13 protein-coding genes are annotated in these 17,295 nt (G+C 59.2%); 4 read left to right on the top strand and 9 right to left on the bottom strand.

Annotated features, from left to right (window positions below; genetic code table 11):
- Positions 1 to 142: 142 nt before the first annotated feature.
- Entirely contained in the window at positions 143 to 1,885 is a 1,743-nt protein-coding gene (locus tag ACVWW6_RS12225) for an adenylate/guanylate cyclase domain-containing protein (protein ID WP_456680788.1), read from the bottom strand.
- Positions 1,886 to 2,263: 378 nt separating this feature from the next.
- Here ACVWW6_RS12225 and ACVWW6_RS12220 point away from each other — a divergent pair, with 378 nt between their 5' ends.
- A complete protein-coding gene (locus tag ACVWW6_RS12220; protein ID WP_456680787.1) occupies positions 2,264 to 3,268 on the top strand; it encodes a methyltransferase in 1,005 nt (334 codons plus the stop codon).
- A gap of 211 nt (positions 3,269 to 3,479) precedes the next feature.
- On the opposite strand, the gene ACVWW6_RS12215 is transcribed toward ACVWW6_RS12220, so the two are convergent.
- Positions 3,480 to 3,758, bottom strand: coding sequence for a hypothetical protein (locus ACVWW6_RS12215; protein ID WP_456680786.1), 279 nt, complete (start codon positions 3,756 to 3,758; stop codon positions 3,480 to 3,482).
- Between the two features lie 172 nt (positions 3,759 to 3,930).
- On the bottom strand, positions 3,931 to 4,110 hold the full coding sequence (locus ACVWW6_RS12210) for a hypothetical protein (protein WP_404524182.1): 180 nt from the start codon (positions 4,108 to 4,110) through the stop codon (positions 3,931 to 3,933).
- A 235-nt stretch (positions 4,111 to 4,345) separates the two neighbouring features.
- Here ACVWW6_RS12210 and ACVWW6_RS12205 point away from each other — a divergent pair, with 235 nt between their 5' ends.
- Entirely contained in the window at positions 4,346 to 5,332 is a 987-nt protein-coding gene (locus ACVWW6_RS12205; RefSeq protein WP_039185315.1) for an AraC family transcriptional regulator, read from the top strand.
- 1,018 nt (positions 5,333 to 6,350) lie between these two features.
- On the opposite strand, the gene ACVWW6_RS12200 is transcribed toward ACVWW6_RS12205, so the two are convergent.
- The 6 genes from ACVWW6_RS12200 to ACVWW6_RS12175 all read right to left on the bottom strand — a co-directional run bounded on the left by ACVWW6_RS12200 (position 6,351) and on the right by ACVWW6_RS12175 (position 14,205).
- Positions 6,351 to 6,806: a hypothetical protein gene (locus ACVWW6_RS12200; RefSeq protein WP_404524184.1), complete on the bottom strand. Its 456-nt coding sequence runs from the start codon at positions 6,804 to 6,806 to the stop codon at positions 6,351 to 6,353.
- 612 nt (positions 6,807 to 7,418) lie between these two features.
- Positions 7,419 to 8,417 (bottom strand): M23 family metallopeptidase, encoded by a 999-nt coding sequence (locus ACVWW6_RS12195; protein ID WP_028175783.1) that lies wholly within the window; start codon positions 8,415 to 8,417, stop codon positions 7,419 to 7,421.
- 29 nt (positions 8,418 to 8,446) lie between these two features.
- The gene (locus ACVWW6_RS12190; protein WP_162185852.1) at positions 8,447 to 9,529 is read right to left on the bottom strand and encodes a helix-turn-helix transcriptional regulator; all 1,083 of its coding nucleotides are present in this window, start codon (positions 9,527 to 9,529) and stop codon (positions 8,447 to 8,449) included.
- Positions 9,530 to 9,707: 178 nt separating this feature from the next.
- Positions 9,708 to 11,069, bottom strand: coding sequence for an HlyD family type I secretion periplasmic adaptor subunit (locus tag ACVWW6_RS12185; protein WP_456680785.1), 1,362 nt, complete (start codon positions 11,067 to 11,069; stop codon positions 9,708 to 9,710).
- Positions 11,066 to 12,751 carry a type I secretion system permease/ATPase gene (locus tag ACVWW6_RS12180; protein ID WP_404526037.1) on the bottom strand — a complete coding sequence of 562 codons (1,686 nt, stop codon included), beginning with the start codon at positions 12,749 to 12,751 and terminating at the stop codon, positions 11,066 to 11,068. Before ACVWW6_RS12180 ends, ACVWW6_RS12185 begins: the two co-directional genes overlap by 4 nt.
- 152 nt (positions 12,752 to 12,903) lie before the next feature.
- A complete protein-coding gene (locus ACVWW6_RS12175) occupies positions 12,904 to 14,205 on the bottom strand; it encodes a calcium-binding protein (protein WP_231166530.1) in 1,302 nt (433 codons plus the stop codon).
- 1,002 nt (positions 14,206 to 15,207) lie between these two features.
- Between ACVWW6_RS12175 and ACVWW6_RS12170 the strand changes: the two genes are divergently transcribed.
- Both ACVWW6_RS12170 and ACVWW6_RS12165 read left to right on the top strand, forming a co-directional pair.
- A complete protein-coding gene (locus tag ACVWW6_RS12170) occupies positions 15,208 to 16,197 on the top strand; it encodes an NADP-dependent oxidoreductase (RefSeq protein ID WP_074076801.1) in 990 nt (329 codons plus the stop codon).
- Between the two features lie 75 nt (positions 16,198 to 16,272).
- Positions 16,273 to 16,944 carry an HD domain-containing protein gene (locus tag ACVWW6_RS12165; RefSeq protein WP_011090403.1) on the top strand — a complete coding sequence of 224 codons (672 nt, stop codon included), beginning with the start codon at positions 16,273 to 16,275 and terminating at the stop codon, positions 16,942 to 16,944.
- Positions 16,945 to 17,295: the final 351 nt, after the last annotated feature.

Raw genomic sequence — 17,295 nt, 5'->3', positions numbered from 1 at the left:
GGTCTATGGATGGTCTGTTTTGCCACTGTGAGCGGACATCACCGGCTCCGCTGTTCAGGTCCGCGAAGGGCCAATTGCTGACTCATGCACCGCAGCAACAGGGGGTTCTATTGATCACCTCGTCGTCGCGCGCGAGCACAGTTCATTCGGGTAACCCCGCTTTGCGGAGACCCTCAATAAACATCTTTGAGCTTTTGGGGACCCGGGCGATATGCCCCGATATTGTAAAGGCTGGATCGATCTCAAGCACACGCGCCGCTGCGGCGTGCGCCTCAGCGTCGCGTCCGAGATGGGCGAAGGCAGACGCCAGTCCGCGGCAAGCTGGCATAAAGGAAGGATTCTGACGAAGGGCTTTCTTCAATACAATGATCGCCTCGTCAAACCGGCGAAGGCCCACAAGAGCATGCCCAATGCCCAGAAACGTCATATGCAGCAGCGGGTCTAATGGGCTCATGCGAATGGCACGTTCAAAGCTTCGAATAGCCTCTTCGGGCAGCCCCGCCATTGTATAGACCCAGCCTCTATTGTTCCAAGTGCGCCATGAATTCGGGTTGAGCGCGACCGCCCGGTCAGCCATTTCGATTTCGGCTTCACTATCGCCGACCACACACGCCGAGACTACGGCAACCCTTGACAACGTGTCCGGATCACCATCATCGAGGCTCAATGCCAAACGAGCAAGCCGAATTGCTTCCTTGGCGTCGAACTCGGGATTGTTGGCATAGCCTAAAGCGACGTTGCTCGCGTGACAGTCACCTGCCAGAGCCGCTGCAGAGCTGAACCTCGGGTCTAGCTCCAAAGCGCGATGAGCAAGCTTAATCGCCTCGGCCAAACTTTCGCGGGTCGTCAGGTAATACTGTTGCATGGATCGGAGAAAAAAATCATAGGCAGTGAGGTTCTCTGGTCGCCGCCGCGCAGCCGTTGCAATCTCTGTTTGAAGCATCTTTGGCTGAACGGCCGAGACAACGGCGAGCGCAACGTCGTCTTGGAGAGCGAAAATGTCCGTCAGATCACGCTCGAATCTGTCCGCCCAGATGTGCGCCCCTGTAATCGCGTCGATCAACTGTCTGGCGATGCGAACTTTCCCGGCAGCCTTGCGCACAGACCCCTCAAGGATATAGCGCACGCCCAGCTCGTGCCCGACCTGCTTCACGTTCACCGCCTTGCCCTTGTAGGTAAAGCTGGAATTGCGAGCGATCACGAACAACCATTTGAACCGCGAAAGCGCGGTGGTGATCTCCTCAACCATTCCGTCCGCGAAGTATTCCTGTTCGGGATCGCCGCTCATGTTCTCGAACGGCAGCACGGCGATGGATGGCTTGGCTGGAAGTGGCGGGGCCGCGCTTAGTCTCTCGGTCAGCGCGCTAGACGCTCCAGCACGGACAGCGTAAGCGCGGACCGGCTTGGCGATGTTCTTGAGCTGCTGCTCGCCGCGATCCTCGAAGCCAACGTCCAGCTTGCCTTCGACTTCGCTATAGACCTTTTCGGACATCAGGATGCCGCCCGGATCGGCGATCCCCTCCAGCCGGACAGCGATGTTGATCCCGTCGCCATAGAGGTCGCCGTCCTGCCCAACGATCACGTCACCAAGGTTGAGCCCGATGCGTAGCTTGAATGGACCGCTCCCCTCGGCGAGATGATCCTGCATCTCAGTCGCGCATCTCACGGCGGCTAAGGGACTCGCGAATTCGGCGAGCGCGCCATCACCCGTTGTCTTGATCAGTCGCCCGTCGTGGCGGGAGAGGCTAGGCTCGATCAATTCTCGCTTGAGCCGCTCGAACTCGGCGTAGGTGGCCTCCTCAGCGCGTTGCATCAACGCAGAGTAACCAACCACGTCGGCGGCCAAGATCGCCGCTAGTCGCCTCTGAACCCGCTGCTCGGTCACAGCCCCTCCGAACGACCAGACTAACCCCGCCGCTGGGACAAGGCGGAGCGTAGCACTTTGTTGCGGACATGTGAGCGGTAATCGCCGGAGAGACCCTATCTTGCCCAAAATTCGGGGCCGCCGTGGCACGGGCTGCACTCGCTTTTCCATTGCCGGGTGCAAGGCAAAGCGCCCCGGCCAATTCAATGCACTATGTCTCTTACGGGTCAAAAGCGCCGTTTTGGCTACGGCCCGCGCACTTCCGGTCTGCACCGCTAATCGGACGGACCCGGCGTCGGCGGCCACTTCGCAAAAGGGCCATAAGAGAGACTTGTTCAACGGACATCCGCCGAGCACAGTAACTAGCGTCTTAGCTTCCTCTCCTACGGAGGTTCTTCCGTGACATCCAACCCTTGGCTCACTCTCCTCGGACTGATCAACGGCTTCCAGGTCACACAGGCAATTCACGTCGCGTCAACTCTTCGTATCGCAGACCATCTGAAAGGCGGCTCTCGTTCGGCAGAGGAGTTGGCGCCCTTAACGCAAAGCCATCCAGGCGCTCTCTACCGACTGCTGCGGGCGCTCGCCGCAGTGGGCGTTTTTGAGGAAGATGAAGACCGAAGGTTTGCGCTGACACCAATGGGAGATTGTTTGCGCACTGACTCCGCGACACCGATCGGCGCGTGGGCGGAGTGCGTCGGAAGTCCCTACGTTTGGAGCACATGGGGCCATCTGCTGCACAGCATTCGAACCGGCGAGAATGCCTTTCAAAGTCTCAACGGTAAGGACATTTGGAATTATCGCGCCGAACGTCGGGAGGAGAGCGCGGTCTTCGATCGCGCTATGACGGAGTTTTCGCGCGGCGGCGCTGAAGCCGTTATCGGCGCGTATGATTTCTCCGCTTTCCATCATGTTGTGGATGTGGGTGGCGGACGCGGTTTAATGCTGGCAGCCATTCTGACCGCTCATCCCAGGATGCAGGGCACGTTGTTTGATCAGCCAGGGGTCATTGCCGGAGCCGAGGCGGTTCTGGAAGCGCACGGCGTCGTCGACCGTTGCCGAATGGTGAGCGGAAGTTTCTTCGAATCGGTACCTGAAGGCGGAGATGCCTACGTCATGCGGGTAGTAATCCACGATTGGGACGACGACGAAGCGATCGCCATTTTGAAGGCGTGCCGGCGTGCGATGCGGGAGACGGCGAAGTTGGTTCTCATCGAGCGAATTATCGCGCCTGCGAACGAAGTACCGGCGACAAAATTCATGGACCTCCACATGTTGGCTTTGCCCGGTGGGCGGGAGCGGACCCGCGACGAGTTCTCTGACCTGCTTGCCAAATCTGGCTTCGAGCTGACGCGCGTTGTGCCAGCGGGTAGAATCAACGTCATCGAGGCCCGGCCATATTGAGCACAAGGCGGCCCGCCCGGCCTCCGGTGCGTTCCGGGTCACAACGCGAAGAATTCACCTGAGCAAGTCTAGTCCCATGCCTCAGTAAGCGGACCTCCGCGAGGCCAGACGCTACTTCGGAAAAGGGCCAATTACAGGTCTTTAGCCGCGAACCGACGCGCGGATAGCCGTTGCGATCTTCGCCTTCGGGCCACAGGCGGAAACGAGACTATCAGCTTGCAGAGGAGCCACCCCTGTTTTGAGTCAATTGCAACCCGTCGCATGCGCGGCAGTCAGGACAAGAGTCCTGCACCCTCTTGATCGCGACCCGACGGAGATCGATCGGGTTCTTTTGACCGTCAGCAGCCAGGATCAAAATCTTCTCGGCGAGGCATGCCATCAATGAAGGGGTTCGCCTTGCTTCGGGCAGCGTCTCTGCAGCATCCGCCAGAATACCTCGCAATACGGCACGAGGATAAGTGTGCGACCACTCGCTCTTCGTCGGCGCCATCAGCTACTCCACAGAGAGACTACCTACAAACAAGAATTGCTGCTGAACTTCGCTCGCCCGCCTCGCTCTCTAAAAAAAGGCCGTCGAACCCAACATTCGACGGCCCAATTCGTTCGGTGTGACGTGGTGGGCGTTTGGGGGGCTGCCACACCGACGAACCAATATAGTTAGGTCATTGAAAGCCGGACATCTTAGTCATCTCGACGCGCTTCGCAGAGGGGGGTAGTTTCCCAATTTCGTTCTCGAGCAACCAGAGCAATATGCTGCGCTTGTCCGGGTGCGTCTCCTCTCGCAGGAGCTTCTTGTAATGAACTAGGTTCTGGCTGACGATGAAGCTTTCCAAGTCAGTCATTCGAGCCTCGCCTTCTCACGCACTCATTCATACGGTACGCGGTGCGTGAGCAGAACGATTTTCAAGGGCCAAATCCTGCAGACATTGCTCAATCTGGGTCATCACAAATTGAGTGTTCCTTGCAGATTTTGAGCCAGACTGGGTATTGATCTGGATCAGTTTCAGCATCCATCTCCCGATGTAGCGATTTCCTACTCGGCACAATGATGTGACGAGGTCCCGGTCGATTTGGATCATGGATCTTCTTGAATACCCGCTCAGTCGATCTCCGGTCGTTCGCACCCGCGATCCGGAGACGATGAGGAATGCGCTGTTTACGGTGTATGGGGCAACTGGATTTGCGGTCGCTAAACCAGCCGACTTCGAAGGAGTGGCAAATTACCTACTATTGTCCAAGATCGGGCTTGGCTTTTGTGGATATGGTGCGAAGACAGTCGTCGAGTTTCCTGAAGGCGATTTCGCAAGATTACAAATCGGCCTCAAGGGGAAGGCAGGGGTCATTTTAGGCAGCACCGCGACGATCCCCGTGAATGAGCAGCAGCCCGGCATTACGCCGCCGGGACAGCCAACAACCATTGTGTTTGAACCTGGGTTCGAGCAGCTGATCCTTCGCATAAAAACCGGGGCGCTGGAGAACGCTTTAACAACACTGCTCGGCGCAAAACCTCGGGGATCGCTGGTGTTCGACCCGACGGCGCCTCCGAAGCCGCCGACTGCTCAGCTGTTGCGTGAGCTGATCATGTTCCTAGCCAATCAGCTAAATTCAACGGCAGCGCAGTTGCCCAAGTCGATGCTCCAAGAGCTTGAGCAAGCGCTAATCGTCTCGTTTCTCTCGGCTCACCGGCACAACTTCACCGACCTGTTGGAGAGTTCCGCCACGGAACCGGCGCCGCTCGTAGTCCGCTTGGCTGAAGAATACGTCGAAGCAAATTGGGCTCGCGCTATTACCATTGAGGAGCTGGCATCACAGACGAACACCAGCATCCGTAGCCTCTACGCGGCTTTCAAGAAATACCGCGGGTACTCGCCGATGAGATTTGCAAAAACCGTGCGCTTGCGACGTGCTAGGCAGATGCTCCTGGAAGGGAATCCGAAAACTTCCGTTTCCCAAATCGCTTTCAAATGCGGTTTCGGCAATCTGGGCCATTTCGCCGGTGATTTCCGGCAAATGTTCGGGGAGCTTCCCTCCGAAGTGTTCGCGCGAGCACAGCGAGCGAGGTAGAGTCCGAACGCATGTAATCAAGATGGGGCGGCGTTTCGCGCCGCCGCTCAGCATCTCTGCCGAGCCGAAATTCGAGTTGTAACTGCGCGCCGGGGCCGTCCCCGACAGCACGGCTGGCTCAATCTCGGTATTCCGCATGGGGTCAAAAGCGTCGGTGTACGTCTCGGCCGACGTAAGCAACCTCTCAGAAGCAAACTCCGCCCGGAGGGGCCGCGCGGCGAGGTTCTGTGCGGAGAGGGAAAGGTGACTCCCATCTAGCCGCGAAGGCTATTGTTGCTTTTGGATTGTCGTGAGTGTCCCACGCGGAGTTGCGGGCACGTCTCTGGCTTCTTCTTCGGCTAGGAGCGTTCGGATGAGGGCCCGCTTGTCCTCATTCTTCTCCTCCTCAAGAAGTCGCCGGTATAGGCGGTTATGCGGCTGCCTCGTTGCGGTGGTACGAAGCGCAAGCCGTCGTCGGACATCTTCGATGTAGCGCGCCACTTCGCAGAAATGCCATCATCTATCGTCGCTCTGGCTCAGCGAAGGGCTTTGCTGAGCAACACTATTCCGAGCAGGATGATCAATATCGGTGCCAACGGCAGGGAAACTGCAGAAGCATCCACACGCCTCCTGCGAGAAAAGCTACGCCGCAGGCAATCCAGAACAGGTCAACCTTATTGTCCATGCTCCAGTGGAAAAACTGCGCCGCTAAGAGTGAGGACGCCGACGCCCACAAGAAACCAGTCCCACGGCACCCCCATTAGCATGGCGATCCCTACCCAAATGAAGAACGCGGCCCACGCGACAGAGTCGATTCTCCGCGCAGTTTCGCTCGCAGAGCCTTCGCTGAAGGCTGGTTGGATGCTGTTCATCACACGTGCACCGGACAGAGGTTGGAGAGACCAGCGTAAGCACCAGTGATCAAAATGAACGGCGCAAAAACAAAGGGCCACTCGGCCAATTCGGTACTGCAAAATCGGATTAGGCCATCAACGATAGACGACCTCTTAGAACTATCGGCGGCGCAGACCAATGAGCCTCAATGGTCGCAGGCCGGTTGTAAGTTAAGTCTTCGCATCAGAGAGCCGATGCCATCTGTTCGACAGTCTTGTGACGCAGCTACCTTGGCGGAGGAGTCGCTTCGGGAGGTGCTTCGCGATGGCTCAGGCTTCAACTTCTTCGCACTGGCTCGGGTGTCATTTGGATCGTGCCAGTGGCGAGCAATGAATTCTGGAGCCTTCGTCTTGGCCACTTCCCTTGGCTTAGGTTGAGGTGGTACCGGCGGCTCGGAAGGTGTTGTGTAAGCAAGGGCAACCTGCTCCACCCTCGGCTGGATGTCCTGCATGCTGACCAGCGAAAGCCGATCAGCCTCATTGCCGGCTACAGCAGGATAGGTGATTGATGTCATCGGCACCGGAGGAGACTTGGAGGTGGCGGCAGCAATAGCTCCGACGCCCCCAACACAAATCAATCCAAGTACGACGACCTTGATCACAGCGATGCCCACACCGAGGGATCGAGCCTAGACGACATTTTGCCCAGATTAAGGCTACCTGTTTGTTTGGTTAACGCAATAGCTGATCCGCGCCAGGCTCACGACCCCAGAGCAAGGCTATAATTCGGACCTGAGTAGCAGATCGTCTCGATATTCTCTTTCGACCTGTATCGAGCAATGAGTTCAGCGGTAGACTTTGAGGGCTTAACGGCGTTAGGCCAAATTACTATCCCTCTGCTCTCGCTGTCGGTCTTCCAGGTTCGATTGGCGCCTTCCAGCACAACGTCAACGAATTCCCGCCAGAGAATCACTTGGCTTGGCCCCATGAATTGCCAGAAACCCCGAGTTTGACGGTGGGTCTCGGTGGTTCGCTGAGACTTCAGCTCAACGTTAACAAGTTCGCATGCTCCGTTCTCGTCGGTGCGGATCATAAGCAAATCGGCGACCACTTTCGTTGGTTTCGAGCCTCCCCTGTCGTCGGAGGCCGCCAGTGCGATCTCATCTGAAACAAATCACCCTCTCCGCGCCCTATAGCGGGAGCGGGCCAGTTCCGGCAACCGATCAGACCTTAAAAGGCCCGTGGAGTCAGGCCCCCCGAGCACAGGCGCAGGGCTAGAGCATGAGCTCCAGGTCTTTCCTGAGCACGACCTGGCCATCGCGCTCGACAACATAAGTGGCCTTGTAGGACCCGCGTTCCCACCCCCCAGGAGGTCGCTTCTTCCCCGCAAAGAGCATGAATTGCGCCTTGTTGGCCTGAAGTGGCGCAGACCGAGTTTCCGCAATGACGTTCTCGAGAGGATCCTTGATGACCAGCCATTGCGCATCGCCTGCCTTGAGCCCGATAGCCCGCACGAATGCGACGATCGCCATCGAACTGGCAGACGGCATTTGCCTCTCGGCACTGCCGTCCTCGATGAGCTCCATCGTGACCGGACCCGTCGTAAAGCCCGCATTGAGGATGGCTCGTTCCTGATACTCGAGTTTCGAGCGCAAGGCAGTAAGCCAGAGGGATTGACCGCCTTGGCAAGACTCGGGACGAACGCCATACGCAAAGGGATCGACGACCACGCCATTGTGCCTCACGGTGAAATGCAGGTGAGGATACTCCGTGAGGCCGGAGAGACCTACACGGCCGATCGGCTGTCCAAGTTCGACCTTGTCTCCAAGTTTGACCAACACACTTCCGGCGGCCAGGTGGCAGTACTGGGTTTCCCACTGCTCCGGGTGTTCGATGACGACGCCATTGCCGCATTCGGCCTCGCGCACCGCTTCGCGCCCCAATTTTGTAAAAGTCCCGTCTGGAGCGTCATTGCGGATACGAAGAATGCTGCCGCCTGCCGCTGCGCGCACTTCCACGCCGGCCTTTTGCACTGCCAGTGAGGGCAAGCGAAAGTCGGTGCCGTTGTGTTCGTCATAAGTCAGCGTGCCGCACTTGTAATCTCGCGCCGACCGAGACGGATCGAGATCCGTGTAATTCTGGATGTAGCAGGTACGGCCAGGCTCGCAGGCAATAGGAAGCGCCAATTGAATGCTCTGGGCATCGGCATGGAAGCCGGCCCCAACCAATACGAGGGCGGCAAACGCCCGGTGGAGCAAACCTGCGCAGCTCATGCGACTAGACATCGCGGAGACCCCCGTACTCAGTCAGGCGAACGCTTGCCAGCCCTCCGCAATCTCATCGGACCCTCTTCGTCCAATTGACAGTCGAAGGCCGGCCGGCTCACCGAGTTCTCCCGCCTGCCAGCGCCAAAAGGCGACTGGGTGAGATGATACAGAAGAAAGAATTCCGACTGTCGATTGATCCCTAATTTGAGCATGATCCTCTTGGTGTAGGTTCGCACCGTTGCCTCGGTCAGCCGAAGCTCGGCTCCAATATCGCGAGGGCAATGGAATTGAAGAATCCGGGTGACGATTCTTTCCTCGGCCCAGTTCAATCCGAAGGCAGATGCAATGCAGTGCGCGCCCTGCACGTCGTCGAATTGCGGCACGACAATGAGGGCCTGTCCCAGCTTGTCATGCGTTGGAACAGCGCCGATCTTGGCGAAGGCGAACTGCTGACGATCCATCGAGAGCGGTACCGTAGTATTGAACCATCCATGAGTCCCGCTCTCGATCAGCACCTTCCCGACTGCCTCCCGCAAGCTCTCGGTCACGGAACCGCATGAGCCCGCGAGCCTGCCTCCGTCCATCCTTAGCAGCTGGCGCTTGGCAAGCAGTACTCGTCCACCACGATTGACTGCGTAAATGTGCAGACTCTGGTCCGCGACGATGGCGGGAAAGGTCAGCTCTTCGAGCCAGAGTTGCGCATCGACATGCTCCGGCGTTTGCCGGGCAAGTGAATGAGCGGCCTTCCATAACGGGCGCACGGTATGCGCCAAACCGGGAATCTCGGCTGCCGCAAGCGCGGCCGGTCGCCATCCGGCCACGAATACGACCGTGGCTCGCTCATCGGAAGCAAACCTGCCAATGACTGAATGACTCTTTACCGGGGGTTCCGCACCGATCAACTTGCGGACGAACGAGGTCCGGGAATTGATCGGCTCGAGCGAGGCGACGTCCTCAGGGGTGCCCGTGCGCGCAATTCGCTCAACCACCGTCGTGCATGACGGGTCGGTTGGGGCGTCTCCGATTCTGACTTCTTCAAGCCCGGAGGAGGATATCATGGCTACGTAGCAGCTCCGGCAACCGAGCAATTCCGCCATGGCCTTCGCGAAATATTCCATTGCGATCTGTGGCGGGCGCGGCTCCGGACACGGCCCTGATAGGCCACATCCGTCATTGCCTTGCTTCGAGGCGCGCTCGACGCAACCGGAACGAAAATCATCCTGTGCGGACGGTAGTGCCTTACTGCATTCATGCACGGTCGCCTCCCTCGCAGGCCGGCCCACCCCTCACCAGCGCCTAATTCTCCCTGAACGCACGGTTGATCCGTAGCGTCATCGGCTGCAAAAGATATTCCGCAAAGGTTCGTTCCCCCGTCTCGACAAATATCTCGACAGGCATTCCAGGCATCAATGTGGAGATGTAGGAGGCTGTCGGCGCGTTGGGGTCCAGCTCAACCTCGGCCAAATAGGAGCTCTCGCCGGAACGGGTGTCGGTCAGCGCGTCTGCCGCAACGCCGACGACCCTTCCCTCGAGCATCGGCCGGCGACGAACGTTCAGCGCGTGAACCCGCACACGCGTCATCTGTCCGACATAGACCTCTTCCCGATCGGCAGGCTTCAATGTCGCCTCGATGACAAGCCGATCTTGCGTCGGAACGATTTCCAAAAGGGTTTCCCGAGGTCCAAGCACGGCATTGAGGTCCCTGCTGTTGAGGCCGACGATCCTTCCACTTTCCGGGGCACGCAATTCGGACCGGACAAGCTGGGCACGCAACGCGGCAATTCGATGTCTGAGGTCACCGATTTCCTCGCTCGTCGCATGCCGCTGCTTGGCGATATCCTGATTTTGGTTGAACCCTAGTTGCCGGCGTCTGTCCTGCAACTCCGAGATCTTGCCCTGCATCTCCGAAATTGATGCGGCATTGCGATCGACCTGTCCGGCAGCCTCGGCTTCCGCGCGTTGCAACGCCAACACACGTGGTTTCCGGGCGAGGCCCTTTGCGAGGAGATAGCTCGTGTCGGCTATCTCTTCTCGCAAAAGTTTGAGTTGCTGTTCAAGTCCTTGAGTGTTGCTCTCCATGCCGCGGATGGCGTCCGCGTTTTGGAGCATCTGCTGATCGATCACCTTGCGCTCGTTTTCAATCGCGGCCAGTCGCGCGGCAAATTCAGCCTCCTGGGTTTGAATGGCGATACGTGCGGAGAGACGGGTCGCACTTTCCCGCAATTCGTCCGGAAACCGGATTGACTTGGCGGCGTCTTGCTCCGCCGCCAGCCGGGCCTCCATCGCCAGGTCGGCAAAGAACTTCGTTTCGAGGGAACCAAGGGTCGCTTCGATCTGCGCGGTGTCGAGCCGTGCAATGAGTTGACCGGCTTCGACGTGATCGTTCTCCCGGACATAGATCGATTTGATGATTCCGCCTTCCAGATGTTGCACCGCCTTGCGCTTTGAATGGACCTTGATGAATCCCGGTGCCACGACGGCGCCGCGGAGCGGAACCGTGGTTGCCCACAATCCGAAGCCGCAAAATTGCAGGACGAGCAATACACAACCCCAGGCGATGATCCGTCGCATGTCGGATCGCGGTTGCTCCGTCGGCCACGTCTTCGACCGGCCGGCAACAGGCGCGGACATCGCGGAGGCATGACCGGTCTGCGTCATGGAATGACCCTCCTGCCTGGCAGCCTCTGAGGTTCGACATTGCGAGGGGGCCCTGGCGAACCCGGTACCGGTGCCGGCCGCTGGGTACGAAGAACCTCATATGGCGGTCCGAAGGCGATCTGGTTGCCGTCCCGCAACAGCAGCACGGCATCGGCGATGGTCAACAGCCGCGGCCGGTGGGTGACGATCACCGACGCTGCGCCGCGCGCTTTGGCCGATTGAATGGCGGAGCACAACGCTTCTTCGCCGTCCGGGTCGAGATTAGCATTGGGCTCATCCAGCAGGATCAATTTGCGATCGCCGAAGAAAGCGCGTGCAAGACCAAGGCGCTGACGCTGGCCCCCGGATAGCCTGCAGCCGTCGCGGCCGATCTCGGTCTGGTAGCCGGCCGGAAGAGACAGGATCATCTCATGCGCCTGCGCGAGCATGGCCGCCGCGACGATGGCCTCGTCCCGTGCGCATTCATCAAACCCGGCAATGGCTTCGGCCACCGTTCCATCCAGGAGCTGCACGTCCTGGGGGAGATAGCCGACGAATTGCCCAAGCTGGTCGGGATCCCAGGTATGGAGTGCTGCGTGGTCCAACCGGATCGTACCGCTGGTCGGCCGCTCGAGGCCTGCCATCAAGCGCAGCAATGTGGATTTTCCAGCACCGGTCGGTCCGATCACGACGATAAGTTCGGACGGACGGCATTGAAAGGATATGCCCGCGAGAATGGGACGCTGCGTCCCGCCAATCCGGAATGTCACCCGTTCGACCTGGAGGATGCCGGATGGCGGCGGAAGCAACGTCTTCCGCGGACGCGCAAGCACCGGCATCGCGGCGTTGCAGACTTGCGTCCAGGCGTCCTGCGCAGATGCCAGCGCGCGCCAGGCCGAGACTAACCCTTCCATGGGCTGCAATGTGCGCGCTATCAGGATCGAGCTCGCGATCAGACTGCCGGACAGCACCTCGTTCTGGAGCACGAGCCAGGCACCACAGCCGATCGCGGCAATCTGCAGGATGGTCCTGACCGTTCGCGCGGCGGCGCTAATCGTGTAGATGCGTTCGCTGGCCCGCACCACCGGAGACAGGGCTTCGTCATTGAGGCTCATGAACGCGCGGATGGCGCCCCGGGTCCAGCCCATCGCCCGCACCACGCTGGAGTGCCGGACGATTCCATCGAGCAACGCCTGCGTCTTCAACGCGGCCTGCGAAGCCTGCGCAATTTCCCCGCGCGCGATCCAGTGGCTTGCAACACCCATCGCCAGCAGGACCCCAACCCCGATCAGGGCTATGACGCCATACCAGGGGTGCAGGAAGAACAGGATGAGAATAAACACCGGGAGGAATGGAGCATCTATCAGCGATGTGACCGTTCCGCTCGACAGGAAACTTCTCAACTCGCGAAGCTTGACGAGATCGTGCTGCCGGCCGTCGCCCGGCGCCGCGCCGGTGATGCTACCTTCAAGGATGATCGGAGCGAGGCAGTGCTCGAACCCGACCGCGAACCGGCTCAACAGACGGTTACGAAACGTGTCGAAGGCGGCGCTGAAGGCGAGAGCGCCGACGGCGATGACGGTCAGGCCGATAAGCGTCTCGACGCTTCCGCTGCTGAGCACGCGGTCGAACACTTCGATGGAATAGAAAGGTACGACCAGCAGCAGCAGGTTTACGGACACACTGAAACACACGATCCACACCAATGCGAATCGTCCCGGAATTAAGGCCACCAGCAATCTCTGACCAGATGCTGGGATCGCACCACGGTTACGCGAATACATAACTTGCCAGCACTATCACTGACTGAGATGAGGGCGGGGCGGCCTAACAGCCGCCCCGCTACTAGTCGGCGCTAGACAACTTCGATCGCCGTATAACCGGCGGCATTGTTGATATCATCGATCGACTCGAACGGTGTCGCGCCGCCCGAGACGCCGTCGAGCTGGATTGTGCCGAAGCCGAAATCCAGCACCGTGTTGGTGCCGTCGTCGTCCACGACGACCGTGGCCGGGTCAAAGCCTGCCGGAGCATCGACATGAACGACATCGCCATCAGCGGCACTGAGGTCGGTGACCTCATCATTGCCGAAATTGGTCGCCGTACCGTCACCGAAATTGTGCGTATCGGTACCTCCGCCGCCCGTCAGCACATCGTCGCCGAGCCCGCCGCTGAGGACATCGGCGCCGTTGCCGCCGCTCAACTCGTCATCGCCGGCATCGCCATTCAGGGTGTCGTTGCCGGCCCCTCCCGATAGGGAGTCGGCCCCGTCTCCACCGTTCAGGACATCGGCGCCGTCGCCGCCGGCCAGCGTGTCGTCTCCGGCGTCGCCGTTCAGCGTGTCGTTGCCGGCTCCGCCGCTGAGTTCGTCATCGCCGTTACCGCCGCTCATGGTGTCGTTGCCCGCACCGCCGGCCATGAGGTCGTCTCCGGCATCGCCGAACATCACATCGTTGCCGCCGCCGCCATCCATGAGATCATCGCCGGCATCGCCATGCATGGTGTCGATACCGTCGCCACCGTTCAGCGTATCGGCGCCGGCACCACCGTTCAGGATGTCGTCGCCCGTACCGCCATTCAGCAGATCATTGCCAAGTCCGCCGTTCAGCGTGTCGTTACCGGCGTCGCCATTCAGAGTGTCATCCCCGAGGCCGCCGTTAAGTACGTCGTTACCGTCGCCGCCGTTCAATACGTCATTGCCGGCGTCGCCGCTCAACGTATCGTCGCCGGCGTCGCCCCACAGGGTGTCCGCGCCTGCGCCGCCATGGACGTCATCGTTGCCGTCCCCGCCATGGATGCTGTCGTCGCCGGCGTCACCAAAGAGGTGATCGTCGCCGGTTCCACCATCGATTGTATCGATGCCCGCGTTTCCATGGATGGTGTCCACGCCGGCATTTCCGTTCAGCGTATCGTCGCCCGCGCCGCCATTGATCGTGTCATCGCCATCGCCACCGGCGATCGTATCGATACCGGCATTTCCATCCAGGGTATCGTTGCCGGCACCCCCATCGATGTTATCGTTGCCCGGGCCGCCGCTTACGGTATCGTTGCCGTCGAGACCCGTGATGGTGTCGTTACCTTGCAGGCCATTGATCTGATCGTCCGCAGCCGTGCCGGGCAATACATCGTCGCCTGCTGTTCCGTTGATGAGTGCCATGGTCTCCGCTCCCTTTGCATGGAAATGCGCGACGCGGGTCGGATTGCGGCCCGTCATGGACGTCGCAGATTTTGGGTTTGGCTTGATGCCCATCACCGATCGATGTGGGCTCCGATCAAGCAACCTTGGATGAAAGAAGAGCGATCCAGCAATCCCCATTTGGGGACAAAAGAATACGGCAAGCTGGTGGACCCAATGACGGCCACAGTCTTCGTCTCAGGCGCGAACGACCCTCACTCGTTCAACCGATGAGTCCGTCAAGGTGATGTCGGCGTGCGAGCGGAGATGACGGTGGTGCTGTTACGAGAGGTGCTGCTCGATGGCTCTGGCTTCAACTTCTTCGCACTTGCTCGGGAATCATTCGGATCGTGCCAGTGGCGAGGAATGAACGCTGGAGCCTTACGCACGTACATTCAAACTAATGAATTCTGGCGTCGAGCCACCTCCAATCAGCTCAGCTACAGTGGTGCAAACCCCGGGTCTGCGATCCTGTTAAATCAGCCCGGAGACCGGTTGCAGCGCTTTCCAAACCCTGCACGACCTATTTGCCCAGAAAGTCGACCTCCAGCTGCCGCGCCAAATGGGCTGGTCGGCATCTAGGCTGCCCGGAATCTCGCTTGCCTCGCTGCAGACGGTCGCCGACGCAGAGTCGCAGCACGACTTGCCGATCTGACCACATGCCAGCGTGGGAGCGTGCCCACGACTCTCGCTTCGGCCTGATCCCTATGTCGACGCGGCCAGAGATTGCTCACAACGGAAGTTGCAGCAGATCTCCGCGGCACAGAAAGTCTGACATGGCCTTGAGATCCTGACCTTCTAAAGGTGGGGTTCTGCAAGTCGCTTTGTCAGGGCCCTCGATAGCACCCGATAAGAGCGCCCGTTCGCGCCGATCTTGTCAGGAAACGACGTGCGGCTGTCCTGATCCGTAGGATCGGGTTTGTTGTTCAAAGCAGCGCCCCGTGGCCACATGCGGACAAGCCAGCTAAGCACCAGGAGTTTCAGATGATTCCGAGCAGCATGATTCGTGACGCTACTGAAGAGCGAACTCTTTCAACAATGATGGCCTGGCGCGTTCGCGAGTTCGGGCCACCAGAGATCATGAAGTTCGAGCGCGTTCCACGGCCCGAGCCAGGCGCTGGCGAGGTCCTGGTCAAAGTCAAAGCCGCTGGAGTCGGACCATGGGATGGCTGGATCAGGGCTGGCAAGAGCGCTTTGCCGCAACCGCTTCCTCTCACTTTGGGTTCAGATCTTTCTGGTGAAATCGTCGCCATGGGCCATGACGTTGCCGAGTTAGCTGTGGGAGATCAGGTGTACGGTGTTACGAACCCGCAGTTTGTCGGGGCCTACGCCGAATACGCTGTCGCTTCCGCAGGGATGGTTTCGACTAAGCCAACCTCGCTAACCCACGTCGAAGCCGCCTCCGTTCCTGTCGTTGCCGTCACCGCATGGCAGGCATTGTTTGATCACGCCCAACTCAAAGCAGGTCAAACGGTGGTCATTCAGGGAGCGGCCGGTAACGTAGGATCCTATGCGGTTCAACTGGCTCGTCAGGCAGGTGTGCAAACCATCGCATCCGTATCGACGGAGGATATTTCCGCCGTGCGCGACCTCGGCGCAAACACCGTGATTGATTGCCGGACCCAGCGCTTTGAGAAAGAAGTACAGGACGCGGACGCTGTTATTGATCTGGTCGGCGGCGAAACTCAAGAACGCTCATTCCAGGTCCTTCGTCGCGGCGGCAAGCTGATTTCGGCAGTGTCTCGCCCGGGTCAGGACCTTGCAAAGCGATACGGTGTTGAAGCCGCCTTCTTTCTGGTCAACGTCAGGAGCGAATGTCTGACCAAGGTCGCTCGCTTCATCGATGGTGGAAAACTACGAACAAACGTGGGGACAGTCTTACCGCTCGCGGATGCGCGCGAGGCTCATTTGATGCTGGAACGCGTGCGGCCTCAGCCGAAAGGAAAGATCGTGCTCGACGTCGGAGCGAGTTGATCAGGATAACGTCGCAGTTGCGCTCCCGCGCAATGCGCAGCCAAGCCCCACAGTAATCCTAGAAAGGACGCAACAATGACAGCCCGAAATCTCGCCCAGGCTCTCGTCATTCCCGATTCCTTGCTCGCGAAAGAGGCGACAGACATCCTGCGCGAACATTCCACCGATCTGCTGTTCAATCACTCGATCCGCGTCTACCTGTTCGCGACTGAGCAGGGTCGTCAGAGGAATCTGCGCTTCGACCGTGAGCTTCTGTACGTCGCCGCCGCATTTCACGATCTCGGCCTGATCAAGAAGTTCTCGAGCCCAGACGAGCGCTTCGAGGTCGATGGCGCAAATGCCGCACGGCAGTTTCTTAGCACCCATAACATCGCTGAAGATCAGATGCAGACCGTCTGGGAAGCAATCGCGCTGCACACCACTCCCGGCATCCCGAAGTATATGGGTCCTGAAGTAGCGCTCCTCAATTCCGGTGTTCTTCTCGATGTCATTGGAGTGGGGTTCGAGCAATTTCCTGCGGAGCTGCGCGAGGAAATCGTCGCCAAGTACCCGCGCACGAATTTCAGAGAAGGCTTCATTCAGGAGTATTTCGCCGGTTTTGCGCACAAGCCAGCGACCACGTACGGCACCGTCAACGCCGCCGTTTGCGAGCGTTTCATCCCGGGGTTCAAGAGTCCCAACGCCTGCGACCTGATCACTGCTTCTCCCTTCCCGGATTCCCAGCACAAGACTCACAATCATGACTAGGACCTATCCGGTGCTCCAGGAGCTCAAGCCCGATCGCGCGCAAGTTACCAGCGCCGACTCGCTGGCCTCCCCAATCTGGTTAACCCTTGGCGAAGGGGTTCATGATCGCCGGGCTCTCTGTTGTCGGTGCTGCTCAGCGGCAGCAGCACATCAGGCCGAAGGTGATGGCGGAGGCAATGGCTTCTCATCGGAAGCTTCACCATGACCATCGGTTCGGCTCTGAGTCCTGGTTTCAAGCAGTTGCGTGAACTCGTTAGAAGAGGATGTGCGATGATGTCGATCAGTGGATTTGCCTATCGGATTGGTGCTGTATCAGACCCTCGAGGTATGTCGGCAAAAGCAGCGAGAAGA

Source organism: Bradyrhizobium sp. USDA 3311, from assembly GCF_054062495.1.
The sequence above is the reverse complement of the archived record's forward strand: the minus strand, read 5'-3'. Positions and strand labels throughout refer to the sequence as shown.

Bases quoted from the DNA above. Each gene is read 5' to 3' on its own strand.
- ACVWW6_RS12170 (WP_074076801.1), top strand. From the start codon at position 15,208: ATGATTCCGAGCAGCATGATTCGTGACGCTACTGAAGAGCGAACTCTT.
- ACVWW6_RS12195 (WP_028175783.1), bottom strand. From the start codon at position 8,417: ATGAGCTGCGCAGGTTTGCTCCACCGGGCGTTTGCCGCCCTCGTATTG.
- ACVWW6_RS12210 (WP_404524182.1), bottom strand. From the start codon at position 4,110: ATGACTGACTTGGAAAGCTTCATCGTCAGCCAGAACCTAGTTCATTAC.
- ACVWW6_RS12205 (WP_039185315.1), top strand. From the start codon at position 4,346: ATGGATCTTCTTGAATACCCGCTCAGTCGATCTCCGGTCGTTCGCACC.
- ACVWW6_RS12185 (WP_456680785.1), bottom strand. From the start codon at position 11,069: ATGACGCAGACCGGTCATGCCTCCGCGATGTCCGCGCCTGTTGCCGGC.
- ACVWW6_RS12190 (WP_162185852.1), bottom strand. From the start codon at position 9,529: ATGGAATATTTCGCGAAGGCCATGGCGGAATTGCTCGGTTGCCGGAGC.
- ACVWW6_RS12175 (WP_231166530.1), bottom strand. From the start codon at position 14,205: ATGGCACTCATCAACGGAACAGCAGGCGACGATGTATTGCCCGGCACG.
- ACVWW6_RS12165 (WP_011090403.1), top strand. From the start codon at position 16,273: ATGACAGCCCGAAATCTCGCCCAGGCTCTCGTCATTCCCGATTCCTTG.
- ACVWW6_RS12215 (WP_456680786.1), bottom strand. From the start codon at position 3,758: ATGGCGCCGACGAAGAGCGAGTGGTCGCACACTTATCCTCGTGCCGTA.